This is a genomic window from Serratia inhibens (assembly GCF_003591175.1).
Taxonomy (GTDB): domain Bacteria; phylum Pseudomonadota; class Gammaproteobacteria; order Enterobacterales; family Enterobacteriaceae; genus Serratia; species Serratia inhibens.
In genome coordinates this window covers 595800-621901 of the sequence record NZ_QYYG01000002.1, presented here as the reverse complement: position 1 = coordinate 621901, position 26102 = coordinate 595800, and the positions used below count along the sequence as shown (strand labels likewise).

The window sequence follows — 26102 nt, the reverse complement described above, 5'->3', positions numbered from 1 at the left end:
AAACAGCACCGTCAGCCTTGGCTGACGGTGTCGGAGAGCGTTACGCGGTCAGACGGGATGCGTCTTGCGCGATGACCAATTCTTCGTTGGTCGGGATAACCAGCGCCAGGCGGCTGCCGTCTTTGGTGATGGCGCCGGATTTACCGAAACGGGCGGCCATATTGCGCTCGTGGTCGATCTCGAAGCCCAGCAGGCCCAGTTTATCCAGGGTCAGCTCACGCACCATGCCGGCGTTCTCGCCGATGCCGCCGGTGAAGATCACCGCGTCCAGACGGCCGTCCATCAGCGCGCTGTATGCACCGATGTATTTGGCCAGACGGTGGCAGAATACGTCCATTGCGCGCTTGGCGTCGGCTTTGCTGGCGTAGTTGTCTTCAACATAACGGCAGTCGCTGGTGACTTCGGTCAGGCCCAACAGGCCGGATTCTTTGGTCAGCATTTTGTTGATTTGATCAACGCTCATGCCCAGGGAGTCGTGCAGGTGGAAGATGATCGCCGGATCGATGTCACCGCTGCGGGTGCCCATCACCAGGCCTTCCAGCGGGGTCAGACCCATGGAGGTGTCAACGCATTTGCCGTTGCGCACTGCGGTAACGGAACCGCCGTTGCCCAGGTGGCAGGTGATCACGTTCACTTCTTCAACCGGCTTGTCCAGCATCTTCGCGGCTTCTTGGGTCACGTAGAAGTGGCTGGTGCCGTGTGCGCCATAGCGGCGAACGCCGTGATCGCGATACAGGCTGTACGGCAGGGCGTACAGGTAAGATTCTTCCGGCATGGTCTGATGGAACGCGGTGTCGAACACGGCAACGTTTTTATCCGCCAGGTTAGGGAATGATTTCAGTGCCTCGGCGATACCGATCAGATGCGCCGGGTTATGCAGTGGTGCAAATGGCACCGAATCTTTGATACCCTGCAAGACTTCGTCATTGATCACGGCAGAAGCGGTAAACTTCTCGCCGCCGTGTACAATGCGGTGGCCGATAGCGGTCAGCTGTGCAGAAAGCTCCGGTTTTTGTGCCAGAATAGTATTAACAATGTAGTTCAGTGCTTCGCTGTGCGCAGCGCCGGCACCCAGAGCCGCTTCGTGTTTGGCGCCGTCCATCTTCCACTTGAGGCGAGCCTCAGGCAGGTGGAAACATTCGGCCAGGCCGGAGAGGTGTTCTTCACCGTTGACAGCATCGATGATAGCGAATTTCAGGGAAGAACTGCCGCAGTTAAGAACCAGTACTAGCTTACTCGACATGGAAGTACCTACTTAAATAGTTCGTGTTGTTAAAGGAAAACCCAAACACGTGGTGAATTAATCGTCAATCAGACAACAAGCGTAGCGCATAATGCCGTTGACATTTATGATTAACATCATGTGAAGTGCATAAATCACATGACGATGAAAAAACCGATGATTTCTCTGCGGTTTAAATAATCTTCATTTTTATAGGGCTAAAAGTTGACAGAGTTATTGTCATCTTCTACCGGCCAAAAGGCCGGCCTAGGATACCGATAGCCTGCAGCAAACACAAAATAAATTTAAAGCTTCAAATTTTTTAGTATTGTGTTTGCAGTACCCCCATTTTTACTACGTGACGTTGAGGTACGCGATGACGAGCAAACCGTCCGGTTCCGTAAGCTGGTTTCAGGTCTTCCAGCGCGGGCAGCATTATATGAAAACCTGGCCGTCAGACAAACGTCTGGCTCCGGTCTTTCCGGAGAATCGCGTTGCGAGCGTCACCCGTTTTGCCGTCCGCTTTATGCCGCCGTTGGCGGTGTTTACCTTGACCTGGCAGATTGCGCTGGGCGGTCAGCTCGGTCCGGCGATCGCCACCGCATTGTTCGCCTGCAGCATGCCGATGCAAGGCCTGTGGTGGCTGGGTCGTCGTTCTGTCACGCCCTTGCCGCCAACGCTGTTGCAGTGGTTCCATGAGGTGCGCAACAGGCTGGCGGAAGCCGGTCAGGCGGTTGCGCCGGTGGAAGGGACCCCGACCTATCAAACGCTGGCGGATCTGCTGAAACGTGCCTTCAAGCAGCTGGATAAAACTTTCCTCGACGATCTTTAACAACGAAATGGTCGCATTGATTGCGGCCATTTTACCCTTCTGGCCAATAACCCCGGTTTAAATCAAAGAACCTGCGAGTTGTGATTTCCTGCGATATTGCGCTGTGCGATGCTTTCGTCATAAGCACTTTACCGAGGAAATTATGATGGAAATGACCCACGCCCAACGACTGATCCTGTCGAACCAGTACAAGATGATGACGCTGCTCGACCCGGATAACACCGATCGTTACCGCCGTTTGCAGACTATCATCGAGCGTGGTTTTGGTTTGCAGATGCGCGAGCTGGATCGCGATTTCGGCGAAATGAGCGAAGAGGTGTGCCGCACTATCATCAACGTGATGGAGATGCACCACGCGTTGCAGGTATCCTGGGATAATCTGAAAGAAAAACAGGGGATTGAGGCGCGCCGCCTGGCATTTCTCGGCTTTGATGCCGCCACTGAAGCGCGCTATCTGAGCTATGTGCGTTTCCTTGTTACCACCGAGGGGCGCTATACTCATTTCGATTCCGGCAGCCACGGCTTTAACGCCCAAACCAAAATGTGGGAAAAATACCAGCGTATGTTGGCTATCTGGCTGTCATGCCCACGTCAGTATCACCTGAGCGCCGTTGAGATTGCGCAAATTATCAATGCCTGATTAAAAGAGGTTTCCTGTGGAGTGTAAGGGTTTTCTGTTCGATCTTGATGGGACGTTGGTTGATTCTCTGCCGGCGGTAGAGCGTGCCTGGATTAATTGGGCCAAACGCCGCGGTATTAATCCGCAGGACGTACTGGATTTTATTCACGGTAAACAGGCCATTACCTCGTTGCGTCACTTTATGCCCGGTGAAAGTGAGGCTGCCATTCAGCAGGAATTTTTGCTGCTGGAGCAGGTAGAAGCGCAGGATACCGACGGCGTCACCGCACTGCCGGGGGCCGCAGCCTTGCTGGCGCGGTTGAATGCGCTCGACATTCCGTGGGCGATCGTCACCTCCGGCTCTATTCCGGTCGCCACCGCTCGCCGTAACGCCGGCGGCTTGCCGCAGCCGGAGGTGTTTATCACCGCCGAGCAGGTAAAACATGGCAAGCCTCAGCCGGATGCCTATCTGCTGGGGGCCGAGCGCCTGGGGCTGGCACCGCAAGATTGCGTGGTAGTCGAGGACGCGGCCGCCGGGATCCTTTCCGGGTTGGCTGCAGGCTGCCAGGTGATTGCGGTGAATGCGCCGGCCGATGCGCCCAAGCTGGATCAGGTCGATCTGCTGTTGTCGTCTCTGGAGCAAATCGCGGTCAGGAAGACAGTTCAGGGCGCTGCGATTGAGCGGGTCGCCTGACAAGCCCTATCTTCACTCAAGTTGATTAGACCCCGCATCGGCGGGGTTTTTTTATGCTAGTTTTTAAGACTTTGACTATGTCTGCCGGATGAGGCCGTTTTGAACAGCGAATTACTGTGGGTGCTGAGTTTACTGTTAATTGCCATCGTGCTGTTTACCACCAACAAGCTGCGCATGGACGTGGTGGCGTTACTGGTGATCATCGCTTTTGTGTTGAGCGGCACGCTGACCCTGCAGGAAGCGACGGTGGGGTTCAGCGATCCCAATGTGCTCCTGATTGCCGCGTTGTTTGTGATTGGCGAGGGGCTGGTGCGTACCGGCGTAGCCTATCAGGTGGGCGACTGGCTGGTGAAGGTCGCCGGCAGCAGCGAAACCAAAATGCTGACGTTGCTGATGGTTACCGTGGCCGGGTTGGGGGCGTTTATGAGTTCTACCGGGGTGGTGGCGATCTTTATCCCGGTGGTACTCAGCGTGGCGGCAAGGATGAAAATCACGCCGGGCAGGTTGATGATGCCACTGAGTTTTGCCGGCCTTATCAGCGGCATGATGACGCTGGTGGCAACACCGCCGAACATGGTGGTGAACAGCGAGTTGGTGCGCGAGGGTATCGGCGGCTTCGGTTTCTTTGGCGTGACGCCGGTTGGCCTGGCGGTATTGGTGTTGGGCGTGGGATACATGCTGGTGGCGCGGCGTTGGCTGGGCAATAACGACGGAGATAAAAGCCGGGAAACCTGGCAGCGTCGCACCTTCCGCGATCTGATCCGCGACTATAAACTTACCGGCAGGGCGCGTCGGCTGGCGATCCGCAGTGGATCATCGCTGGTAGGCCGTTCGCTGGATGAATTGCATCTGCGGGCTCGCTACGGTGCCAACGTGGTGGGGATCGAACGCTGGAAGCGCTTCCGGCGGGTGATGGTTAGCGCATCCGGCAGCACCGAACTGCGAGAAGGAGACGTACTGTTGATCGACATGTCGGACAGCCAGATCGACTTGCGCGAGTTTTGCAGCGAGCAGCAACTGGAGCCGATGGTGCTGCGGGGCGACTATTTCTCCGAACAGGCGCGCAACGTCGGCATGGCGGAGGTGTCGTTGATTCCGGATTCGACGCTACTGGGCAAGAGCCTGCGCGAATCGACGTTTCGCAGTCGCTATGATTTGAACGTGGTCGGCATTCGCCGCAATGGCGAAACCCTGGCGGGCAAGTTGGTGGATGAACCGCTGGCGCTGGGCGATATCCTGCTGGTGATCGGCGACTGGAAGGCGATCCGCCAGTTGCAGGCAAAAACCCATGATTTTATTGTCCTCAATTTGCCGGCAGAGGTGGACGAGGTAGCGCCGGCCATCACCCAGGCGCCGCACGCGCTGTTTTGCCTGGCGCTGATGGTGGCGATGATGTTGACCGATGAAATCCCCAATCCGATCGCCGCGCTGATTGCCTGTTTGCTGATGGGCAAATTCCGCTGCATCGATATGGCAAGCGCCTATAAGTCTATTCACTGGCCGAGCATCATCTTGATTGTCGGCATGATGCCGTTTGCCCAGGCGCTGCAGAAAACCGGTGGGGTGGACTTGATCGTGCGCGGGCTGATGGACGTTGCCGGGGGAGCGGGGCCGCGCGTGATGCTGCTGTGCCTGTTTGCGCTGTGCGCCACGATAGGCCTGTTTATCTCCAACACCGCCACCGCCGTGCTGATGGCACCTATCGCCATTGCCGCTGCCCGCGAGATGGGCGTTTCGCCATACCCGTTCGCCATGATTATCGCCGTTGCCGCTTCCGCAGCGTTTATGACGCCGGTTTCATCACCGGTGAACACGCTGGTGCTGGGGCCGGGGAACTATAAGTTCGGGGATTTCGTGCGGATTGGCGTGCCGTTCACGCTGTTGGTGATGCTGGTCAGCGTGATTATTGTGCCGTGGCTGTATGCATTTTAACGGCGCAGCGGGCTGCGCCGTTAAAATTAGAGGGAAGAGTCCAGGCTGATTTCATCCAGCGACAGGCTGAAGCTGGGGATAAACACGTTCATGAAATAATCCATTTCCGGGCTGCTGCGCTGCTGCAGGGTCTTTTCAAGCCGGGCTTTCGCCAGCTTGAATTCGTTGTTGCCGGCAGACAACTCCTCCAGGCATTTCAGATAGGCACACAGGGCATCGGCCTGTTTTACCACCAGTTTTTCGTCTTCGGTGTAGTAATGCTCATCGAGAATCGACCGGAAATCGTTACGTAATTCCGCCGGGATCATATCCAGCAGCTTCTGTTGGGCGATTTTTTCGATTTTCTTATATTCGTGGGCGATCTGCGGATTGTAGTACTTGATTGGCGTTGGCATGTCACCGGTAATCACTTCGCTGGCATCGTGGTACATCGCCAGCAGGGCGACGCGCTCTGCGCTCAGGTTGCCATTGAATTTTCGGTTTTTGATCACCGCCAACGCATGGGCGACAAACGCCACTTGCAGGCTGTGTTCGGAAACGTTCTCGGTACGCACGTTGCGCATCAGCGGCCAGCGGTTGATCAGTTTCAAGCGGGACAGGTGGGCAAAAAAATGGCTCTGGCTCATGGTGCTCTCTTCTACAACGGCAAGTGAGGGTTCCATTGTGAGCAGTGACGGCGGGTTATGCAACCGGGGCGTGCAGGGAAGGGGCGCAGCAGGCTGCTGCGCCCGCGGAGATTACTGACGATAACCTTCCAGGAAACGGCCCAGCTTGCCCACAGCCATTTCCAGTTCATCAACGCGCGGCAGGGTAACGATGCGCACGTGGTCGGGATACGGCCAGTTGAATGCGCTGCCTTGCACCAGCAGCACTTTTTCCTGCAGCAGCAGATCCAGCACCATTTTCTGGTCATCGTGAATGTTAAAGCGTTTGGCGTCGATGCGCGGGAACATATACAACGCCCCCTGAGGCTTCACGCAGGAAACGCCGGGAATATCATTCAGCAGTTCCCAGGTACGGTTACGCTGTTCATACAGACGGCCGCCAGGTTGAATAAACTCGCTGATGCTCTGGTAGCCGCCCAGTGCCGTTTGGATCGCGTGCTGCATCGGCACGTTGGCGCAAAGGCGCATGGAGGCCAGCATCTCCAGCCCTTCGATATAGCCCTTGGCGTGTTTTTTCGGCCCGTTCAGCACCATCCAGCCCTGACGGAAACCCGCAACGCGATAGGTTTTGGACAGCCCGTTGAAAGTGACGGTCAGCAGATCCGGTGCCAGCGCGGCGATCGAATGGTGTTCGGCTTCGTCATACAGAATTTTGTCGTAAATCTCGTCCGAGAAGATGATCAGGTTGTGCTGGCGGGCGATCTCGACAATCTGCTCCAGCAGCTCTTTGCTGTACACCGCACCGGTCGGGTTGTTTGGGTTGATGATCACAATGCCGCGGGTGCGCGGAGTGATTTTACTGATTATGTCGTCCAGATCCGGGAACCAGCCTGCCTGTTCATCGCACAGGTAATGCACGGCCTTGCCGCCGGACAGTGACACAGCGGCGGTCCACAGCGGGTAATCCGGCGCCGGTACCAGCATTTCGTCACCGCTGTTAAGCAGCGCCTGCATGGATTGCACGATCAGCTCGGAAACCCCATTGCCGATGTAGATATCCTCAACGGTCACGTCACGGATGTTACGCGCCTGGTAGTGCTGCATGATCGCCTTACGCGCCGAGAAGAGCCCTTTGGAGTCGGAATAGCCTTGCGCCGTGGGCAGATTGCGGATCACGTCGACCAGGATTTCGTCAGGGGCGTCGAAACCAAACGGGGCGGGGTTACCGATGTTCAGTTTGAGGACTTTGTTGCCCTCTTCTTCAAGACGTTTAGCTTCTTTGAGCACCGGGCCGCGAATGTCATAACAGACGTTGTCCAGTTTGTGGGATTTCTCAATGGGGGACATAGAAAGTTGAGCCTTTTGCTGGAATGGGGGCGTTCCTACCGTGGAACACCGCAACCCGCTCAATGTACTCCTGGCGCTGGTGCTTTTGAAGGGTTATGCACGCCTTTGGTGCAAACGAAGGGTCCCAAGGCTAATATTAGTGATGATGAACAGGGTTTTGGTGTTTGCTTGGGTTATTATGTTCGGTAGGTTGTATTTAGTGGTTTTTTGTGCTGCCTTGATGACGTTGTGTTAACATGATTGACCCGTAATAAGAAAGGTTGCTGCTGTAGCCCGTCGCGCACTGATAAGCCGGAGGGGAGGATTGCACCGGATAAACTGTAAAGAAATGATAATACCGGAGTAGTCTGATAGCGGGTCGCCAATCGGCAACCCAAACTGAGTATCATGGGTATATTACATTAGTAATATTTCAGTCTCTTTCTTAAGCAACATTTAAGTAATTATTCCCGTATTATTCACGTGGTAAATGTTACTAATTGAATTCATTAAAATCATGAAGAGACGTCCCTGCATAATGCAGTAAATAACTTACTTTTTCTCGAGGGCGGGTGGAGCTTAAGCCTGCCAGGGCGCGGAAATCGCGCAGCACGATTGGTGTGGCAATCCAGCATTGTGAATGAGTAAAATCTTTGGTTCGGTAAAAATTAAACACTTTCACTAGTAATAGAGCACGGCGTTCTATAAGCATATGCGATAGATCACATTTTAAAAGGCGATAGAGGTAACGAAATATAAGTAATTTTTTTGCCCTCCACTAATGAGTGGGGTACTGTCATGTCAGGCATCGTCCCTTTAAAACGATGTCTTAGAAACACACCAGGGTAGTTTGTAAATTAGAATTCAAAAAGTGAAGAAAACACTATGACAACTGCAAATCGTCCGATACTTAATCTCGACCTCGATCTGCTAAGAACCTTTGTGGCTGTTGCTGATTTGAACACCTTTGCGGCTGCGGCAGTTGCCGTTTGTCGTACCCAATCAGCCGTCAGTCAACAAATGCAGCGGTTAGAGCAACTGGTTGACAAAGAGTTGTTTGCTCGTCACGGGCGCAACAAATTATTGACCGAACACGGTATTCAGCTTCTCGGTTACGCCAGGAAAATCCTGCGCTTCAACGACGAAGCCTGTACCTCTCTGATGTACAACAATATAAACGGTGTTCTGACTATCGGTGCTTCTGATGATACCGCCGATACCATACTGCCTTTCCTGCTTAATCGCGTCACGTCGGTTTACCCCAAGTTGGCGATTGATGTGCGGGTGAAACGCAGCCCGTTCATGCTCGACATGCTGGAAAACGGCGAAGTCGATCTGGCGATTACGACGGTGGAAACCGAAGGACATCCGCACATTGTGCTGCGTACTTCGCCGACGCTGTGGTATTGCTCCGCAGATTACCGGTATCAGGCCGGTGAGCCGATCCCATTGGTGGTGATGGACGAACCCAGCCCGTTCCGTTCGATGGCGATCAAGCATCTGGATGACGCCGGGATCCCATGGCGTATCGCTTATGTAGCCTCGACGCTTTCGGCCGTTCGTGCTGCCTGCAAGGCCGGTTTGGGGATCACGGTCCGGCCGATCGAGATGATGAGCCCTGACTTGCGGGTGCTGGGCGCGGTAGAAGGTTTGCCGCCATTGCCAGACACCCAGTATGCCCTGTGCAAGGACACGCAGTGCGGCAACGAGCTGGCGATGGCGATTTTCAGCGCGGTGCAAAATGGCAATGACAGTTACAGCTTCAGTGGTGGGAGTTCATCCCAGCAGGGTGACACTTGTCTGGCCGACGGTGAGGAATAACCTCCCGGCGCGTTAAAAGCTGCATGATAAAACCTCTGCTTCGGCGGAGGTTTTTTTTGGCCGTAATTTGGCTAAAAGCCTGTTTATGGGGATTAGCGTTTTTTTTTATTACGAAGTAGCTATTTATCTAACTGTTCTCGGTAATGAGAACCGTTATCAGATGATAAAGAAATGGTTTTGCTTGTTTTTTGAACTTGGAGGGATGTGCGTAAAGGCCTGGAATTAATATGGTTATTTTGGTAATTTATTGCGGGTGTTTTTACGTCTGAATTTGACAAAATTTGTTAAAGGCCCACACTTTTTTTGAGGAATTATGCTGAAAACGTGTCCTGGATCAAAAAAATACCCCTAGGTAGTGAGTGGAAGAACAGGAGATTCCTGAGACAATGGTATAGTAAAACTGAAATAAGCATGTTGGTTTATATCTATCTGTTTCTACACGGCAATTGACTGACACGATTTAGCCTAAGCCAGTCGCATCAAATGTTAATAAAATGATGGGTATGTAAACTAGTGTGTAGATACTTTTGTCAAAGTTGACAAAAGGTTATAGAAAGGAGTAAAAAGCCCACAGTAAAACGCTGCCTAACTCTCTGTAAAAGCAGTTTGTTTGTGTGGTTAATTTATCCTTCCCTTAAATCGATGTGGTGCACTAACTGCCAGTTACAAGAGCAGTGCGATCGACGCCACTTTTGATGAGTAAGCATAGAGTATGTCAACAACCACTGAAGTTATCGCTCATCACTGGGCGTTCGCCGTATTTCTTGTCGTGGCTATCGGGCTTTGCGGTCTTATGCTGCTGGGCGCGTTCTTCCTGGGCGGGAGAGCCCGTGCGCGCGCCAAACACACCCCGTTTGAATCCGGGATCGACTCGGTCGGTTCGGCGCGCATGCGCCTGTCCGCCAAGTTCTACCTGGTCGCCATGTTCTTCGTCATTTTCGATGTTGAAGCCTTGTACCTGTATGCCTGGTCGGTCTCCGTTCGCGAGAGTGGTTGGGTAGGCTTTATCGAAGCCGCCATTTTCATTTTGGTGCTATTGGCCGGTTTGGTTTATCTGGTGCGTATCGGCGCATTGGACTGGACGCCTTCGCGTTCCAAACGTCTCAGTAAACCAGGCACAATCACTAACACCAACCGTCATCCGCAGTAGTCATTTGTGGTTAAAAACGAGGCATTAAGATGGACTATACGCTCACCCGCATAGACCCGAACGGTGAGAATGACCGTTACCCCCTGCAAAAACAGGAGATCGTCGCCGATCCCCTGGACCAACAGGTTCACCGCACGGTTTACATGGGTAAACTCGAGCATGCACTGCATGACATGGTGAACTGGGGGCGTAAGAACTCTATTTGGCCATACAACTTCGGCCTTTCGTGCTGTTACGTGGAGATGGTGACGTCGTTTACCGCCGTTCACGACGTTGCGCGTTTCGGTGCCGAAGTGTTGCGTGCATCGCCACGCCAGGCTGACCTGATGGTCGTTGCCGGTACCTGCTTTACCAAGATGGCCCCGGTTATTCAGCGCCTGTATGAACAGATGCTGGAGCCAAAATGGGTTATTTCGATGGGAGCCTGCGCCAACTCCGGCGGCATGTACGATATCTATTCCGTGGTTCAGGGCGTGGATAAATTCCTGCCGGTCGACGTGTACATTCCTGGCTGCCCGCCACGCCCGGAAGCCTACATGCAAGCGCTGATGCTGTTACAGGAATCTATCGGCAAAGAGCGCCGCCCGCTGTCATGGGTTGTCGGCGATCAGGGCGTGTACCGCGCCAACATGCAGTCTGAAAGAGAGCGTAAACACGGCGAGCGTATCGCGGTGACCAACCTTCGGACGCCTGACGAGATTTAAGACGTTCATTTAACGTCCATCTTAGTGCGCTATTGGTTAACACAGCGAAAAGTGAACTTGCGGCGAAATAACCCTTTAGTGTGGTGAAAAAAAATTATGACAGATTCAACGACGCACGACGCCCTGCCATCATGGCAAACCAGGGATCACCAAGACGATCCGGTGATTGGCGAACTGCGCAACCGCTTTGGGCCGGAAGCCTTTACTGTTCAGCCCACCCGTACCGGAATGCCCGTGGTATGGGTCAAACCTGACCAGTTACTGGAAGTAATGACGTTCCTGAGAAAACAGCCGAAGCCTTATGTCATGCTGTTCGATCTGCATGGCGTAGACGAGCGTCTTCGCACCCACCGCGACGGTTTGCCGGCCGCGGATTTTTCTGTTTTCTACCATCTGATTTCCATCGAACGTAACCGCGACATCATGCTGAAAGTGGCGCTGTCTGAAAAAGACCTGCACGTGCCCACAGCGACCAAGGTATTCCCGAATGCCAACTGGTATGAGCGTGAAACCTGGGAAATGTTCGGTATTACCTTCGACGGTCACCCGCACCTGACGCGCATCATGATGCCGCAGACCTGGGAAGGCCACCCACTGCGTAAAGATTACCCGGCACGCGCCACCGAGTTCGATCCCTTTGTGTTGACCAAACAGAAAGAAGATCTGGAAATGGAGTCGCTGACCTTCAAACCGGAAGAGTGGGGCATGAAGCGCGGCACCGAAAACGAGGACTTCATGTTCCTCAACCTCGGCCCGAACCACCCGTCTGCGCACGGTGCATTCCGCATTATTCTGCAGCTGGACGGCGAAGAGATCGTCGATTGCGTGCCGGATATCGGTTATCACCACCGCGGTGCCGAGAAGATGGGCGAACGTCAGTCGTGGCACAGCTACATTCCGTACACCGACCGTATCGAATACCTCGGCGGCTGCGTGAACGAAATGCCTTACGTGCTGGCGGTTGAAAAACTGGCCGGGATCAAGGTGCCGGATCGCGTCGATACTATCCGCGTGATGCTGTCTGAACTGTTCCGCATCAACAGCCATCTGCTGTACATCAGTACCTTCATTCAGGACGTCGGCGCCATGACCCCGGTGTTCTTCGCCTTTACCGATCGTCAGAAAATCTACGATCTGGTTGAAGCGATCACCGGTTTCCGTATGCACCCAGCCTGGTTCCGCATCGGCGGCGTCGCGCATGATCTGCCGCGCGGCTGGGATCGCCTGCTGCGCGAGTTCCTCGAGTGGATGCCGAAACGCCTGGATTCCTACGTCAAGGCCGCACTGAAGAACAGCATCCTGAAGGGCCGTTCTGTCGGCGTAGCATCCTACAATGCCAAAGAAGCGCTGGAGTGGGGCGTGACCGGCGCCGGCCTGCGTGCCACCGGCATCGAGTTCGACGTGCGCAAATGGCGCCCGTATTCCGGCTATGAGAATTTCGATTTCGAAATCCCGGTCGGCGACGGCAACAGCGACTGCTACACCCGCGTAATGTTGAAGGTGGAAGAGCTGCGTCAGAGCCTGCGCATCCTCGAACAGTGCCTGAACAACATGCCGGAAGGCCCGTTCAAGGCCGATCACCCGCTGACCACGCCGCCGCCGAAAGAGCGCACGTTGCAGCATATTGAAACGCTGATCACCCACTTCCTGCAGGTTTCCTGGGGCCCGGTGATGCCAGCCAACGAATCATTCCAGATGATTGAAGCCACTAAAGGGATCAACAGCTACTACCTGACCAGCGACGGCAGCACCATGAGCTACCGCACCCGGGTACGTACGCCAAGTTTTGCTCACCTTCAGCAAATCCCTGCGGTAATCCGTGGCAGCCTGGTCTCCGACCTGATCGTCTATCTGGGTAGTATCGATTTTGTAATGTCAGATGTGGACCGCTAACTATGCATGATCAAAAAGACAATCACGCAGTCAACGATGCGCTTGAGCCAATCAATGCAGCCGCTCCCCAGAGCGGCGCTGATGCATTTGTACTGAGCGCGGAAGAACGTGATGCGATCGAGCACGAAAAGCACCATTACGAGGATCCACGCGCCGCCTCCATCGAAGCACTGAAAATTGTGCAGAAGCAGCGTGGCTGGGTTCCGGACGGTGCGATTTACGCCATCGCGGAAGTGCTGGGCATTCCTGCCAGCGACGTAGAAGGCGTGGCCACGTTCTACAGCCAGATTTTCCGTCAGCCAGTAGGGCGTCACGTGATCCGTTATTGTGACAGCGTTGTTTGTCACATCACCGGTTACCAGGGCATTCAGGCCGCTCTCGAGAAGAAGTTGAGCATCAAACCGGGTCAAACCACCTTTGATGGTCGTTTCACTCTGCTGCCGACCTGCTGCCTGGGCAATTGCGATAAAGGGCCAACCATGATGATTGATGAGGATACTCACAGTCAGCTGAAGCCTGAAGATATCGAGACGCTACTGGAGCAGTATCAATGATTAAAGACATTGTACGCACTCCCGAGATGCACCCGCTGACCTGGCGGTTGCGCGATGACAAACAGCCGGTCTGGCTGGATGAATACCGCAGCAAAAACGGTTATGCGGGCGCCGAGAAAGCCATCAAGGGCCTGGCCCCGGACGAGATCGTCAACCTGGTGAAAGACGCCGGGCTGAAAGGCCGCGGCGGTGCAGGTTTCTCCACCGGTTTGAAGTGGAGCCTGATGCCGAAAGACGAATCCATGAACATCCGTTACCTGCTGTGTAACGCCGATGAAATGGAGCCGGGCACCTATAAAGACCGCCTGCTGATGGAGCAACTGCCGCACCTGTTGGTGGAAGGCATGCTGATCTCCGCGTTCGCGCTGAAAGCCTATCGCGGCTACATCTTCCTGCGTGGCGAGTACATCGAGGCGGCGGTGCATCTGCGCCGTGCCATCGCTGAAGCGACCGAAGCGGGCCTGCTGGGCAAAAACATCATGGGCAGCGGCTTCGATTTCGAGCTGATCGTCCATACCGGCGCCGGCCGTTACATCTGCGGCGAAGAAACCGCTCTGATCAACTCGCTGGAAGGCCGCCGCGCCAACCCGCGTTCCAAACCGCCTTTCCCGGCTTCTTCCGGCGTTTGGGGCAAGCCAACCTGCGTAAACAACGTAGAAACCCTGTGCAACGTTCCGGCAATCCTGGCGAACGGCATTGAGTGGTACCAGGGGATCAACGGCGGTAAAAGCAAGGATGCCGGCACCAAGCTGATGGGCTTCTCGGGTCGGGTGAAAAACCCGGGCGTTTGGGAACTGCCGTTTGGCATCACCGCGCGTGAAATTCTGGAAGATTACGCCGGCGGCATGCGTGACGGTCTGCGCTTCAAAGCCTGGCAGCCAGGCGGCGCGGGCACCGACTTTCTGACCGCCGATCACCTCGATCTGCCGATGGATTTCGAGAGCATCGGCAAAGCCGGTAGCCGTCTCGGCACCGCGCTGGCGATGGCGGTGGATCACGAAATCGGCATGGTCCCGCTGGTGCGCAACCTGGAAGAGTTCTTCTCACGCGAGTCTTGCGGCTGGTGTACTCCGTGCCGCGACGGCCTGCCGTGGAGCGTGAAGATCCTGCGCGCGCTGGAGAATGGCGAAGGGCAGCCGGGGGATATCGAAACCCTCGAGCAGCTGTGCCGTTCCCTTGGCCCAGGTAAAACCTTCTGCGCTCATGCGCCAGGTGCCGTAGAGCCACTGCAAAGCGCGATTAAATATTTCCGTGAAGAGTTTGAAGCGGGCATAGCCGTTAAGCACTTCAGCAACGCGCATGCGATTGGCGGCATCCAGCCGAACAATCTGCTGAAGCAACGCTGGTAAGCCGGCTCGCTGCGACAACACGGCCAGAATTTTTGATTAACGCCTGCCGTAAGGCAGGCCACTTGGAAGCATGCTGACTATGGCTACGATTCATGTAGACGGCAAAGAATACGACGTAGATGGCGCTGACAACCTGCTGCAGGCTTGTCTCTCCCTCGGGCTCGATATTCCTTACTTTTGCTGGCATCCGGCGCTGGGAAGCGTCGGCGCTTGCCGCCAATGTGCGGTAAAGCAATACCAAAACGCGGAAGATACGCGTGGCCGTTTGGTGATGTCTTGTATGACACCGGCATCGGATGGAACCTTTATTTCCATCGACGATTCCGAAGCCAAGCAGTTCCGCGAAAGCGTGGTCGAGTGGTTGATGACCAACCACCCGCACGACTGTCCGGTGTGTGAAGAAGGCGGTAACTGTCACCTGCAGGATATGACGGTAATGACCGGCCACAGCTTCCGTAAGTACCGTTTCAGTAAGCGCACCCACAACAATCAGGAGCTGGGGCCGTTTATCTCGCATGAGATGAACCGCTGCATCGCCTGTTACCGTTGCGTGCGTTACTACAAAGATTACGCGGATGGCACCGATTTCGGCGTGTACGGCGCGCATGACAACGTCTACTTCGGGCGCACGGAAAGCGGCACGCTGGAAAGCGAGTTCTCCGGTAACCTGGTGGAAGTGTGTCCGACCGGCGTATTCACCGATAAAACTCACTCCGAGCGTTATAACCGTAAGTGGGATATGCAGTTTGCGCCAAGCATCTGTCAGCAGTGCAGCATCGGCTGTAACACCAGCCCGGGCGAGCGCTATGGCGAACTGCGTCGTATCGAAAACCGCTACAACGGCAGCGTGAACCACTATTTCCTGTGTGACCGCGGCCGCTTTGGTTATGGCTACGTGAACCAGAAAGATCGTCCGCGTCAGCCGCAGCAACTGCGCGGCAATGACTGGATCACCCTGAACGCCGAACAGGCGATGCAGGGCGCGGCGGACATTCTGCGTCAGGCAAAGAAAACCATCGGTATCGGCTCGCCGCGCGCCAGCCTGGAAAGCAACTTTGCGCTGCGTGAATTGGTTGGCGCCGAGAACTTCTATACCGGTATTGCACAGTCTGAACAGGCGCGTCTGAACCTGATGTTGAACGTGCTGCAAAACAGCGGCGTTTACACCCCGGCGCTGCGCGAAATCGAAGGCTACGACGCCGTGCTGGTTCTGGGTGAAGACTTGACCCAGACCGGTGCACGTATCGCGCTGTCGGTGCGCCAGGCGGTGAAGGGCAAGGCGCGCGCGATGGCTGCGGCCCAGCGCGTTGCCGACTGGCAGATTGCGGCGATACAGAACATCGGCCAACGCGCCAAACATCCGCTGTTCGTCACCAACGTGGATGACACACGTCTGGACGACATCGCGGCGTGGAACTACCGCGCACCGGTGGACGATCAGGCGCGCTTTGGCTTTGCCATTGCCCATGCGCTGGATAACGCGGCACCGGCGGTCAACGATTTGGCAGCCGACCTGAGCAAGAAAGTCGACATCATCGTGCAGGCACTGACCGATGCGCGCAAACCGCTGATCGTTACCGGCAGCAACGCCGGCAGCGAAGCCATCATCGAAGCGGCGGCCAACATCGCCAAAGCGCTGAAGGATCGCGGTTCTGACGTTGGCATTACCTTCGTCGCCAGCGCCGCCAACAGCGTCGGTTTGTCGATGATCGGCGGCGGTTCGCTCGATGAAGCCTTGGCGCAGCTGGAAAGCGGCGAAGCCGATACCGCCATCGTGATGGAAAACGATCTCTACCGTCACGCACCGGCGGCGAAAGTGGACGCTGCACTGGCGAAGATCAGCAACCTGATCGTGGCCGATCACCAGCGCACCGCGATCATGGATAAGGCCAACCTTATCCTGTCTGCGGCCAGCTTCGCTGAAAGCGACGGCACGTTGGTCAACCAGGAAGGCCGCGCGCAGCGCTTCTTCCAGGTTTACGATCCGGCTTATTACGATGATGCGAAGAAAGACGTTTACACCGTGATGCTGGAAAGCTGGCGTTGGATGCACTCGCTGCACTCCACCTACACCAGCCGCCACGTGGACTGGACGCAGCTCGACGACGTGATCGAAGCCTGCGTCACTGCGCTGCCGCAGTTGCAGGGCATTGTGGACGCAGCGCCGGATGCAAGTTTCCGCATTCGTGGCCAGAAACTGGCGCGTTCTCCGCATCGCTCCAGCGGCCGTACCGCCATGCGCGCCAACATCAGCGTGCATGAACCGCGTCAGCCGCAGGATAAAGACACCATGTTCTCCTTCTCGATGGAAGGGAACAACAGCCCGCTGGCCGATCGTCAGCAGATCCCGTTCGCTTGGGCACCAGGCTGGAACTCACCGCAGGCATGGAACAAATTCCAGGCCGAAGTGGGCGGCAAGCTGCGCCATGGCGATCCGGGCATCCGCCTGATCGAAGCAGGGGAGGGTAACCTGGGTTACTTCACCAACGTGCCTGCCGCCTTTAATCATGCGGAAGGCTGGCGTGTCGCGCCGTATTACCACCTGTTCGGCAGTGATGAAATGTCACAGCGTTCCGGCGTGATCCAGCAGCGTATGCCAGAAGCCTACGTGATGGTGAACCCGGCCGATGCCGCTGCGCTTGGCGTCAATGCCGGTGCGCTGGTGGAGTTCAGCTGTGCGGGCCAGCAGCTTCGTCTGCCGGTGCGTCTGAGTGAAACTCTGACCCAGGGCCAGGTCGGTTTGCCGCTTGGCTTGCCAGGGATCCCGCCAGTGCTGGTGGGCGCAACGGTTGAAAATCTGCGGGAGGCAACACGATGAGCTGGTTTACCCCTGAGGTGATCGACATTCTGATCGCCATCCTTAAAGCGGTAGTGATCCTGCTGGTCGTAGTGAGCTGTGGGGCATTCATGAGCTTCGGCGAACGCCGTCTGCTCGGCCTGTTCCAGAACCGTTACGGACCAAACCGTGTCGGCTGGGGCGGCTCGCTGCAGCTGGTTGCCGACATGATCAAAATGTTCTTCAAGGAAGACTGGGTACCGAAATTCTCCGACCGGGTGATCTTCACCCTGGCGCCGATGATCGCCTTTACTTCCCTGTTGCTGGCATTTGCCATCGTCCCGGTCAGCCCGACCTGGGCGGTGTCCGACCTTAACATCGGTATTCTGTTCTTCCTGATGATGGCCGGCCTGGCGGTTTACGCCGTGCTGTTCGCCGGCTGGTCGAGCAACAACAAATACTCGCTGTTGGGGGCGATGCGTGCTTCCGCGCAAACCCTGAGCTACGAAGTGTTTCTTGGTCTGTCGCTGATGGGCGTCGTGATGCAGGCTGATTCGTTCAACATGCAGGCCATCGTTGAATCGCAGGCTCACGTCTGGAACGTCATTCCGCAATTCTTTGGTTTTATTACCTTTGCGATTGCCGGGGTTGCGGTGTGTCACCGCCACCCGTTTGACCAACCGGAAGCCGAGCAGGAACTGGCCGACGGTTACCACATTGAATATTCCGGTATGAAATTCGGTCTGTTCTTCGTGGGTGAATATATCGGTATCGTCACCGTTTCCGCCCTGATTGTGACGTTGTTCTTCGGCGGCTGGCAGGGACCGTTCCTGCCGCCATTTATCTGGTTCGCGCTGAAAACGGCTTTCTTCATGATGATGTTCATTCTGATTCGTGCTGCTCTGCCGCGTCCGCGCTATGACCAGGTGATGTCTTTCGGCTGGAAAGTGTGCCTGCCGCTGACGCTGCTGAACATGCTGGCGACCGCCGCCGTCATTTTGTACAACGCTCAATAAGGGGTGAATAAACCATGACATTGAAAGAGTTATTGGTTGGTTTCGGCACCCAGGTGCGCAGCATTTGGATGATAGGCATGCACGCCTTCGCCAAGCGCGAAACCCAGATGTATCCGGAAGAACCGGTTTACCTGCCGCCGCGCTACCGTGGCCGCATCGTGCTGACGCGCGATCCGGACGGCGAAGAGCGCTGCGTGGCCTGTAACCTGTGTGCGGTCGCCTGCCCGGTTGGCTGTATCTCGCTGCAAAAAGCAGAACAGAAAGACGGCCGTTGGTATCCGGAGTTCTTCCGCATCAACTTCTCGCGCTGCATTTTCTGCGGCCTGTGCGAAGAAGCTTGCCCGACCACCGCAATCCAGCTGACGCCGGATTTCGAAATGGGTGAGTTCAAGCGTCAGGATCTGGTGTACGAAAAAGAAGATCTGTTGATCTCGGGGCCGGGTAAGTATCCGGAATATAACTTCTACCGGATGGCCGGTATGGCGATTGACGGCAAAGCCAAGGGCGAAGCCGAAAACGAAGCCAAGCCGATCGACGTCAAAGGTCTGTTGCCTTAAGGAGCCAGCAAGCATGGAAATTGCCTTTTATCTGGCAGGTTTGATTGCGATTGTCGCGACGATTCGCGTGATATCGCATACCAACCCTGTGCATGCGTTGCTGTATCTGATCGTTTCGTTACTGGCGATCTCTGCAGTCTTTTTCTCACTCGGCGCGTACTTCGCCGCCGCGCTGGAAATCATCGTATACGCCGGCGCCATCATGGTGCTGTTCGTGTTCGTGGTGATGATGCTGAACCTCGGCAATGCGGTGCAGCAGCAGGAGCGCGAATGGATGAAGCCGTCGGTGTGGATCGGGCCTGGCCTGATGTCACTGGCGTTGCTGGCGGTGCTGATCTTCGCTATCCGCAGTGTGTCCGATCAGGGCATCAGCGGTGAGATGGTTGACGCGAAAGCGGTGGGGATCAGCCTGTTTGGTCCTTACGTTCTGGCGGTTGAGCTGGCCTCAATGCTGCTGTTGGCAGGCCTGGTCGTTGCCTTCCACATTGGCCGCGAGCACAAACCGGGCGAAGTGATGAGCAGCGCCCCGGCCGGTAGCGAAATGGCGAGAAGAAAATCGGAGGAGCAAGCATGATCCCTCTTCAACACGGCCTGATCCTGGCGGCAATCCTGTTCGTACTCGGGCTGACCGGGTTACTGGTGCGTCGCAACCTGCTGTTTATGCTGATCAGTCTGGAAGTGATGATCAACGCCGCGGCGTTGGCGTTTATCGTGGCGGGAAGCTACTGGGGCCAGGCGGATGGGCAGGTGATGTATATCCTGGCGATCAGCCTGGCGGCAGCCGAGGCCAGTATCGGTCTGGCACTGCTGCTGCAGCTCTACCGTCGTCGTCATACCCTGAATATCGATACTGTCAGTGAGATGCGCGGATGAACCTATTATATTTAACTATTCTGCTACCGCTGATCGGGTTCCTGCTGTTGGCATTTTCCCGTGGCCGCTGGTCTGAAAACACTTCGGCGACCGTCGGGGTAGGCTCTATCGGCCTGGCTGCGCTGGTTACGGTGTATGTGGCGATGGATTTCTTCGCCCGGAAAGCCACCGGCGTGCAGCTGTTTGAGCAAAGCCTGTGGAACTGGATGACCGTCGGCAACTTCAATATCGGCGTGACGCTGACGCTGGACGGCCTGTCGCTGACCATGCTGTCGGTGGTTACCGGCGTCGGTTTCTTCATCCACATGTTCGCTTCCTGGTACATGCGCGGTGAAGAGGGTTACTCGCGCTTCTTCGCTTACACCAACCTGTTTATCGCCAGCATGGTGATATTGGTACTGGCAGACAACCTGTTGCTGATGTACCTGGGCTGGGAAGGCGTGGGCTTGTGCAGTTACCTGTTGATCGGTTTCTACTACAAGGATCCGGCCAACGGCGCGGCGGCGATGAAAGCCTTTATCGTGACCCGCGTCGGCGACGTGTTCCTGGCGTTCGCGCTGTTCATTCTCTACAACGAGCTGGGTACGCTGAACATCCGCGAGCTGATGATCCTGGCACCGCAGAAGCTGGCCGTCGGCGATACCGCTATCACCTGGGCTACCCTGATGTTGCTGGGCGGCGCGGTCGGTAAATCGGCGCAGTTGCCGTTGCAGACCTGGCTGGCTGACGCAATGGCGGGCCCAACCCCGGTTTCAGCGTTGATCCACGCCGCGACCATGGTGACCGCCGGCGTCTACCTGATTGCCCGTACTCACGGCCTGTTCCTGATGGCGCCGGAAGTGCTGCATCTGGTGGGTATCGTCGGGGCTGTGACCCTGGTGCTGGCCGGCTTTGCCGCGCTGGTGCAGACCGACATCAAACGCGTGCTTGCCTACTCCACCATGAGCCAGATTGGCTACATGTTCCTGGCGTTGGGCGTGCAGGCATGGGATGCGGCGATCTTCCACCTGATGACCCATGCGTTCTTCAAGGCGCTGCTGTTCCTGTCTTCCGGTTCGGTGATCCTGGCCTGCCATCACGAGCAGAACATCTTCAAGATGGGCGGCCTGCGCAAGAGCATTCCGCTGGTTTACGTCTGCTTCCTGGTGGGGGGCGCCGCGCTGTCGGCATTGCCGCTGATCACCGCGGGCTTCTTCAGTAAGGATGAGATCCTGGCGGGCGCGATGGCGAACGGCCACATCAACCTGATGATTGCCGGTCTGGTCGGTGCGTTCATGACCTCGCTGTATACCTTCCGTATGATTTTCATCGTGTTCCATGGCGAAGAGAAAATCAAAGCGCATGCCGGTAAAGGCATCACTCACCACCTGCCTCTGTTGGTTCTGCTGGTGTTGTCCACCTTCGTTGGCGCGATGATCGTTCCGCCATTGCAGGGCGTACTGCCGGATACCACTGAGCTGGCGCACGGCAGCGTGCTGCAGCTGGAAATTACCTCCGGCGTGGTGGCTATCGCCGGTATCCTGCTGGCGGCAGCGCTGTGGTTGGGCAAACGCAGCCTGGTCACCCGCATCGCCAAAAGCGCGCCGGGGCGCTTCTTCTCGACCTGGTGGTTCCATGCCTGGGGCTTCGACTGGCTGTATGACAAAGTCTTCGTCAAGCCGTATCTGGGCATTGCGAAGCTGCTGCAGCGCGATCCGCTGGACTCGATGATGAACCTGCCGGCCATCCTCTCCCGTTGGGGGAACCGTGGTCTGACGGTGAGCGAGAACGGTCAGGTGCGTTGGTATATAGCGTCTATGGGTGTGGGTGCAGTGGTCGTATTGGCGCTGTTGATAATAATTTAAAGCATTTATCGGGCATAGCTCTGTGCTATGTACAATGTTTTATACCGTATGGATTTCGCGTTGTAGCCAGGCGGCAAGTGCGAGCATCCTCTGGAGCTTACTTAGGTAAGCGACAGGGGTAAACGCCCGCAGCCAACGACGCTACAGCGTGAAAGACAACGGTAGAATAAGGGACACAAAACGCCATGCTATTACCTTGGCTAATTCTTATCCCCTTTATTGGCGGTCTGCTGTGCTGGCAGTTTGAGCGCTTCGGTACTAAGGTGCCGCGCTGGATTGCGTTGATCGCAATGGGGCTGACATTGGCGCTTTCTCTGCATCTGTGGATGCAGGGTGGCTACACGTTGACTACGCCGAAAGGCATCCCACAATGGCAGTCTGAATTCCTGCTGCCGTGGATCCCGCGCTTTGGCATTTCCATCCACCTGGCGCTGGACGGCCTCTCATTGCTGATGGTGGTGCTGACCGGCCTGCTGGGCGTGTTGGCGATCCTCTGTTCCTGGCGTGAGATCCAGAAATACCAGGGCTTCTTCCATCTGAACCTGCTGTGGATCCTGGGTGGGGTAATCGGCGTGTTCCTCGCCATCGACATGTTCCTGTTCTTCTTCTTCTGGGAAATGATGTTGGTGCCGATGTACTTCCTGATTGCGTTGTGGGGTCACAAGGCGTCGGACGGTAAAACCCGTATCACCGCGGCCACCAAATTCTTCATCTATACCCAGGCCAGCGGTCTGGTGATGCTGATTGCGATTATGGGCCTGGTGTTCGTGCACTACAATGCGACCGGTGTGTGGACCTTCGATTATGAAGATCTGCTGCAAACGCCAATGTCGCATAACGTGCAATATATGCTGATGCTGGGCTTCTTCATTGCCTTCGCGGTGAAAATGCCGGTGGTGCCGTTGCACGGTTGGTTGCCTGATGCGCATAGCCAGGCGCCAACCGCAGGTTCCGTTGACCTGGCGGGGATCTTGCTGAAGACCGCGGCCTACGGCATGTTGCGTTTCAGCCTGCCGCTGTTCCCTGAAGCGTCACACGAGTTTGCGCCAATCGCCATGTGGTTGGGTGTGGTCGGTATCTTCTACGGTGCCTGGATGGCGTTCGCGCAGACCGACATCAAGCGTCTGATCGCTTACACCTCGGTATCGCACATGGGCTTCGTGCTGATCGCCATCTACACCGGCAGCCAACTGGCTTACCAGGGCGCGGTGATTCAGATGATTGCGCACGGCCTGTCTGCGGCCGGCATGTTCATCATCTGCGGCCAGTTGTACGAACGTCTGCATACCCGTGACATGCGTGAGATGGGCGGCCTGTGGGGGCGTATCAAGTACATCCCTGCGCTGTCGCTGTTCTTCGCGGTAGCCACCTTGGGGATGCCGGGTACCGGTAACTTCGTCGGTGAATTCATGATCCTGTTCGGCAGCTTCCAGGTGGTGCCGGTGATCACCGTGATTTCTACCTTCGGTCTGGTGTTTGCTTCGGTTTACTCGTTGATCATGATGCAGCGCGCCTACTACGGCAAAGCTAAATCCGAGCAACCGTTGCCGGGCATGACCGCGCGCGAACTGTTCATCATTTTGCTGTTGGTGGTGTTGCTGGTTCTGCTGGGGGTCTACCCGCAGCCGATTCTGGACACTTCTAATGCGGCGATGAGCAACGTGCAACACTGGTTTGGTTCATCAGTTTCAGCAATTTCAACAACAAGGCCGTAATTCGCCATGACAATAACTCCTCAACAACTGATCGCACTGCTACCGCTGTTGATCGTCGGATTGACGGTGGTGGTTGTGATGCTAGGCATTGCGTGGCGACGCGACCACTTTATCAACGCCACACTGACCGTTATCGGTCTAAACCTGGCGCTGCTTTCGCTGTATTTTGTCGGCCAGGCAGGCCCAATGGACGTCACCCCGCTGCTGCGGGTTGACGGGTACTCGATGTTCTATACCGGGCTGGTGATACTGGCGAGCCTGGCGACCTGTACCTTCGCCTATCCATGGCTGGTGGGTTACCCGGACAACCGCGAAGAGTTCTACCTGCTGGTGCTGATTGCCACGCTGGGTGGCATTCTGCTGGCGAGCGCCAACCACCTGGCGTCGCTGTTCATCGGTATTGAACTGATCTCGCTGCCGCTGTTCGGCCTGGTGGGCTACGCCTACCGCCAGAAGCGTCCGCTGGAAGCCGCTATCAAGTACATGCTGCTGTCCGCTGCGGCTTCGTCATTCCTGCTGTTCGGTATGGCGCTGCTGTATGCCGAGTCCGGCGATCTGTCGCTGGCCGGTCTGGGCAAGAGCCTGCACGAAAACATGATGCACCAGCCGCTGATCCTGGCCGGTATGGGCATGATGATTGTTGGTCTGGGCTTCAAACTGTCTCTGGTGCCGTTCCAGCTGTGGACGCCGGACGTGTATCAGGGGGCGCCTGCGCCGGTCTCTACCTTCCTGGCCACCGCCAGCAAGATTGCGATCTTCGCCGTAGTGATGCGTCTGTTCCTGTATGCGCCGGCCGCCGACAGCGAAGCGCTGCGTATGGTGCTGTCGATCATTGCCGTCTGTTCAATCCTGTTCGGCAACCTGATGGCGATCAGCCAGACCAACATCAAGCGTCTGCTGGGTTACTCGTCGATCGCTCATCTGGGTTATCTGCTGGTGGCGTTGATTGCGGTGCAAACCCATCAACTGTCGCTGGAAACCGCCGGTGTTTACCTGGCCGGTTACCTGTTCAGCAGCCTGGGCGCGTTCGGCGTGGTCAGCCTGATGTCCAGCCCGTACCGTGGTCCGGATGCCGATTCGCTGTTCTCCTACCGTGGTCTGTTCTGGCATAAGCCGATTCTGTCTGCGGTCATGACGGTGATGATGCTGTCTCTGGCCGGTATCCCGATGACGCTGGGCTTTATCGGTAAGTTCTTCGTTATCGCGATGGGCGTCAGCGCTCACCTGTGGTGGTTGACCGGTGCTGTGGTACTCGGCAGCGCCATAGGTTTGTACTACTACCTGCGTGTGACCGTCAGCCTGTTCCTCAACGCGCCGGAAGCTCTGCAACGCGATACCCCGAACAACTGGGCGTTGACCGCCGGCGGTGTGGTAGTACTGATTTCTGCCGCGTTGGTGCTGCTGTTGGGCGTCTACCCGCAGCCGCTGATTACGCTGGTGCAGATGGCACAGCCGATGTTCTGATGGGCATCAAGGCAATAAAAAAGGTCGCTTCGGCGACCTTTTTCTATGGGGCGGAGCAGGGGACGCGGGAGCGAATCAGCCTGGGTTATTTTTAAACGACGCTTCCAGCGCCTGTACGACGGCACGCACCCGCGCAGCGCGCTGCAGGTCAGGGTGCAGCACCAGCCAGATATCCACCCAGTCCTTGTTTTCCGGGAAGATGCGCACCAGGTCCGGATCCTTATCCGCCAGGAAGGAGGATAGCAGGCCGATACCCAAACCGCTCCGTGTCGCCGAGCGCAGCAGCAATTGCGAGTTGCACTGCAAAACGACGTTGGGATCGATCAGCGCCTCGCCACAGAAATCATTCCAGTGGCGCGGTACCAGTTCGCGCGGAAACATCAGCAAATCGTGACCGCGCAGATGGTCGCCTTTGGTCGGCAGACCGTGTTTATCAAGATAGCCTTGCGTAGCGTACAACCCCATTTCGATGGTCGCCATGCGTTTGATAATCAGCTCATCGGAATCGGGCCGCGCGCCACGGATCGCCAGATCGGCACCGCGATAAGAAATATCGGAGATATTAATCGCCGTCAGCAGCGTGACGGTGATTAATGGGTGCTGCTCTCGTAGATCCTTGAGTGCCGGAATGACGAAAGCCTCGGCCATGGTGTCGGTAGTGGCGATGCGCACGTTGCCGCACAGGCTGTCGTCGCCGCTGGTGGCTTTGCGGCCAATCGCCTGTACCGAGTTTTCAATATTCATTACGTCCGCCAGCATTTCCTCACCCAGCGGGCTGAGGGAAAATGATTTCGGCGTGCGGATAAACAGCTTTGATCCCAGGCTCTCTTCAAAAGCGGTAATGCGGCGGCCCACGGTGGCCTGGTCGACGTGTAGTTCATTGGCGGCTTTTCGTAAAGTGCCGCAGCGTGCTACTGCCAGGAAGAAACGTGCATCATCCCAATTCATCATGCCATTTCCTTTGTACAGGCTTATCGGTCTTATCCGTGCTCATTCTTGCGCAGCCGCTTTGGCTCTGGTTTTGGCTGCAAATGAAGCCCACGTATCATAATTATTTATTATGTTTCAGGATATGAATAAATGCATCAATGTGAAGCAGTTTTGCATCTTTATTTTTACTAAACAATCTTTATGCTTATCAACGTTTATGCTGTGA

At 56.0% G+C, this 26102-nt stretch carries 22 protein-coding genes; 18 read left to right on the top strand and 4 right to left on the bottom strand.

All coding sequences use genetic code 11. The annotated features are described in order from the left end of the window. Positions 1-40 precede the first annotated feature (40 nt). Positions 41-1243 (bottom strand): acetate kinase, encoded by a 1203-nt coding sequence (gene ackA, locus D4100_RS11910; RefSeq protein WP_119804423.1) that lies wholly within the window; start codon positions 1241-1243, stop codon positions 41-43. 355 nt (positions 1244-1598) lie between these two features. On the opposite strand from ackA, the gene yfbV reads away from it, so the two are divergent. The 4 genes from yfbV (at position 1599) to D4100_RS11890 (ending at position 5299) form a co-directional block, all read left to right on the top strand. Further along, the gene (gene yfbV / locus D4100_RS11905) at positions 1599-2054 is read left to right on the top strand and encodes a terminus macrodomain insulation protein YfbV (protein WP_006317028.1); all 456 of its coding nucleotides are present in this window, start codon (positions 1599-1601) and stop codon (positions 2052-2054) included. A 145-nt stretch (positions 2055-2199) separates the two neighbouring features. Continuing rightward, a complete protein-coding gene (locus tag D4100_RS11900; RefSeq protein ID WP_006317023.1) occupies positions 2200-2694 on the top strand; it encodes a YfbU family protein in 495 nt (164 codons plus the stop codon). A 16-nt stretch (positions 2695-2710) separates the two neighbouring features. Next, positions 2711-3367 (top strand): sugar phosphatase, encoded by a 657-nt coding sequence (locus D4100_RS11895; protein ID WP_119804422.1) that lies wholly within the window; start codon positions 2711-2713, stop codon positions 3365-3367. Positions 3368-3466: 99 nt separating this feature from the next. Then, positions 3467-5299, top strand: coding sequence for an SLC13 family permease (locus tag D4100_RS11890; protein WP_006317021.1), 1833 nt, complete (start codon positions 3467-3469; stop codon positions 5297-5299). Positions 5300-5325: 26 nt separating this feature from the next. Here D4100_RS11890 and yfbR read toward each other — a convergent pair whose 3' ends face one another. After that, positions 5326-5925: a 5'-deoxynucleotidase gene (yfbR, locus tag D4100_RS11885; protein ID WP_006317020.1), complete on the bottom strand. Its 600-nt coding sequence runs from the start codon at positions 5923-5925 to the stop codon at positions 5326-5328. Between the two features lie 111 nt (positions 5926-6036). Next, on the bottom strand, positions 6037-7251 hold the full coding sequence (locus D4100_RS11880) for a pyridoxal phosphate-dependent aminotransferase (protein WP_006317019.1): 1215 nt from the start codon (positions 7249-7251) through the stop codon (positions 6037-6039). Positions 7252-8115: 864 nt separating this feature from the next. Here D4100_RS11880 and lrhA point away from each other — a divergent pair. From lrhA to nuoN, 14 genes are all read left to right on the top strand, one after another. Further along, complete coding sequence (gene lrhA / locus D4100_RS11875; RefSeq protein ID WP_006317004.1) at positions 8116-9051, top strand: transcriptional regulator LrhA; 936 nt, start codon at positions 8116-8118, stop codon at positions 9049-9051. Positions 9052-9763: 712 nt separating this feature from the next. Then, the gene (locus D4100_RS11870; protein WP_006318006.1) at positions 9764-10201 is read left to right on the top strand and encodes an NADH-quinone oxidoreductase subunit A; all 438 of its coding nucleotides are present in this window, start codon (positions 9764-9766) and stop codon (positions 10199-10201) included. A gap of 29 nt (positions 10202-10230) precedes the next feature. Beyond that, positions 10231-10905, top strand: a complete 675-nt coding sequence (locus tag D4100_RS11865; protein ID WP_004947278.1) for a NuoB/complex I 20 kDa subunit family protein — start codon at positions 10231-10233, stop codon at positions 10903-10905. A 96-nt stretch (positions 10906-11001) separates the two neighbouring features. Beyond that, positions 11002-12798 carry an NADH-quinone oxidoreductase subunit C/D gene (nuoC, locus tag D4100_RS11860; protein ID WP_004947275.1) on the top strand — a complete coding sequence of 599 codons (1797 nt, stop codon included), beginning with the start codon at positions 11002-11004 and terminating at the stop codon, positions 12796-12798. A 2-nt stretch (positions 12799-12800) separates the two neighbouring features. Further along, positions 12801-13352, top strand: coding sequence for an NADH-quinone oxidoreductase subunit NuoE (gene nuoE / locus D4100_RS11855; protein ID WP_006317999.1), 552 nt, complete (start codon positions 12801-12803; stop codon positions 13350-13352). After that, a complete protein-coding gene (gene nuoF / locus D4100_RS11850) occupies positions 13349-14701 on the top strand; it encodes an NADH-quinone oxidoreductase subunit NuoF (protein ID WP_006317998.1) in 1353 nt (450 codons plus the stop codon). Before nuoE ends, nuoF begins: the two co-directional genes overlap by 4 nt. 79 nt (positions 14702-14780) lie before the next feature. Further along, a complete protein-coding gene (nuoG, locus tag D4100_RS11845) occupies positions 14781-17519 on the top strand; it encodes an NADH-quinone oxidoreductase subunit NuoG (protein ID WP_006317996.1) in 2739 nt (912 codons plus the stop codon). After that, the gene (gene nuoH / locus D4100_RS11840; protein ID WP_006317995.1) at positions 17516-18493 is read left to right on the top strand and encodes an NADH-quinone oxidoreductase subunit NuoH; all 978 of its coding nucleotides are present in this window, start codon (positions 17516-17518) and stop codon (positions 18491-18493) included. The genes nuoG and nuoH overlap by 4 nt, the downstream gene beginning before the upstream one ends. A 14-nt stretch (positions 18494-18507) precedes the next feature. Next, complete coding sequence (gene nuoI, locus D4100_RS11835; RefSeq protein WP_006317994.1) at positions 18508-19050, top strand: NADH-quinone oxidoreductase subunit NuoI; 543 nt, start codon at positions 18508-18510, stop codon at positions 19048-19050. 13 nt (positions 19051-19063) lie between these two features. Continuing rightward, positions 19064-19624 carry an NADH-quinone oxidoreductase subunit J gene (gene nuoJ / locus D4100_RS11830; RefSeq protein WP_006317993.1) on the top strand — a complete coding sequence of 187 codons (561 nt, stop codon included), beginning with the start codon at positions 19064-19066 and terminating at the stop codon, positions 19622-19624. Next, a complete protein-coding gene (nuoK, locus tag D4100_RS11825) occupies positions 19621-19923 on the top strand; it encodes an NADH-quinone oxidoreductase subunit NuoK (RefSeq protein ID WP_004936014.1) in 303 nt (100 codons plus the stop codon). Before nuoJ ends, nuoK begins: the two co-directional genes overlap by 4 nt. Then, entirely contained in the window at positions 19920-21767 is a 1848-nt protein-coding gene (nuoL, locus tag D4100_RS11820) for an NADH-quinone oxidoreductase subunit L (RefSeq protein ID WP_006317985.1), read from the top strand. The genes nuoK and nuoL overlap by 4 nt, the downstream gene beginning before the upstream one ends. A gap of 185 nt (positions 21768-21952) precedes the next feature. Next, on the top strand, positions 21953-23482 hold the full coding sequence (gene nuoM / locus D4100_RS11815; protein WP_006317983.1) for an NADH-quinone oxidoreductase subunit M: 1530 nt from the start codon (positions 21953-21955) through the stop codon (positions 23480-23482). Positions 23483-23488: 6 nt separating this feature from the next. Further along, positions 23489-24946, top strand: a complete 1458-nt coding sequence (nuoN, locus tag D4100_RS11810; RefSeq protein ID WP_006317981.1) for an NADH-quinone oxidoreductase subunit NuoN — start codon at positions 23489-23491, stop codon at positions 24944-24946. Between the two features lie 75 nt (positions 24947-25021). Here nuoN and D4100_RS11805 read toward each other — a convergent pair whose 3' ends face one another. Continuing rightward, the gene (locus D4100_RS11805; protein ID WP_006317979.1) at positions 25022-25897 is read right to left on the bottom strand and encodes a LysR family transcriptional regulator; all 876 of its coding nucleotides are present in this window, start codon (positions 25895-25897) and stop codon (positions 25022-25024) included. Positions 25898-26102 lie beyond the last annotated feature (205 nt).

Excerpts from the sequence above, each read along its gene's own strand:
- ackA (WP_119804423.1), bottom strand. The coding sequence starts at position 1,243 with ATGTCGAGTAAGCTAGTACTGGTTCTTAACTGCGGCAGTTCTTCCCTG.
- yfbV (WP_006317028.1), top strand. The coding sequence starts at position 1,599 with ATGACGAGCAAACCGTCCGGTTCCGTAAGCTGGTTTCAGGTCTTCCAG.
- D4100_RS11900 (WP_006317023.1), top strand. The coding sequence starts at position 2,200 with ATGGAAATGACCCACGCCCAACGACTGATCCTGTCGAACCAGTACAAG.
- yfbR (WP_006317020.1), bottom strand. The coding sequence starts at position 5,925 with ATGAGCCAGAGCCATTTTTTTGCCCACCTGTCCCGCTTGAAACTGATC.
- D4100_RS11880 (WP_006317019.1), bottom strand. The coding sequence starts at position 7,251 with ATGTCCCCCATTGAGAAATCCCACAAACTGGACAACGTCTGTTATGAC.
- lrhA (WP_006317004.1), top strand. The coding sequence starts at position 8,116 with ATGACAACTGCAAATCGTCCGATACTTAATCTCGACCTCGATCTGCTA.
- D4100_RS11870 (WP_006318006.1), top strand. The coding sequence starts at position 9,764 with ATGTCAACAACCACTGAAGTTATCGCTCATCACTGGGCGTTCGCCGTA.
- D4100_RS11865 (WP_004947278.1), top strand. The coding sequence starts at position 10,231 with ATGGACTATACGCTCACCCGCATAGACCCGAACGGTGAGAATGACCGT.
- nuoC (WP_004947275.1), top strand. The coding sequence starts at position 11,002 with ATGACAGATTCAACGACGCACGACGCCCTGCCATCATGGCAAACCAGG.
- nuoE (WP_006317999.1), top strand. The coding sequence starts at position 12,801 with ATGCATGATCAAAAAGACAATCACGCAGTCAACGATGCGCTTGAGCCA.
- nuoF (WP_006317998.1), top strand. The coding sequence starts at position 13,349 with ATGATTAAAGACATTGTACGCACTCCCGAGATGCACCCGCTGACCTGG.
- nuoG (WP_006317996.1), top strand. The coding sequence starts at position 14,781 with ATGGCTACGATTCATGTAGACGGCAAAGAATACGACGTAGATGGCGCT.
- nuoH (WP_006317995.1), top strand. The coding sequence starts at position 17,516 with ATGAGCTGGTTTACCCCTGAGGTGATCGACATTCTGATCGCCATCCTT.
- nuoI (WP_006317994.1), top strand. The coding sequence starts at position 18,508 with ATGACATTGAAAGAGTTATTGGTTGGTTTCGGCACCCAGGTGCGCAGC.
- nuoJ (WP_006317993.1), top strand. The coding sequence starts at position 19,064 with ATGGAAATTGCCTTTTATCTGGCAGGTTTGATTGCGATTGTCGCGACG.
- nuoK (WP_004936014.1), top strand. The coding sequence starts at position 19,621 with ATGATCCCTCTTCAACACGGCCTGATCCTGGCGGCAATCCTGTTCGTA.
- nuoL (WP_006317985.1), top strand. The coding sequence starts at position 19,920 with ATGAACCTATTATATTTAACTATTCTGCTACCGCTGATCGGGTTCCTG.
- nuoM (WP_006317983.1), top strand. The coding sequence starts at position 21,953 with ATGCTATTACCTTGGCTAATTCTTATCCCCTTTATTGGCGGTCTGCTG.
- nuoN (WP_006317981.1), top strand. The coding sequence starts at position 23,489 with ATGACAATAACTCCTCAACAACTGATCGCACTGCTACCGCTGTTGATC.
- D4100_RS11805 (WP_006317979.1), bottom strand. The coding sequence starts at position 25,897 with ATGATGAATTGGGATGATGCACGTTTCTTCCTGGCAGTAGCACGCTGC.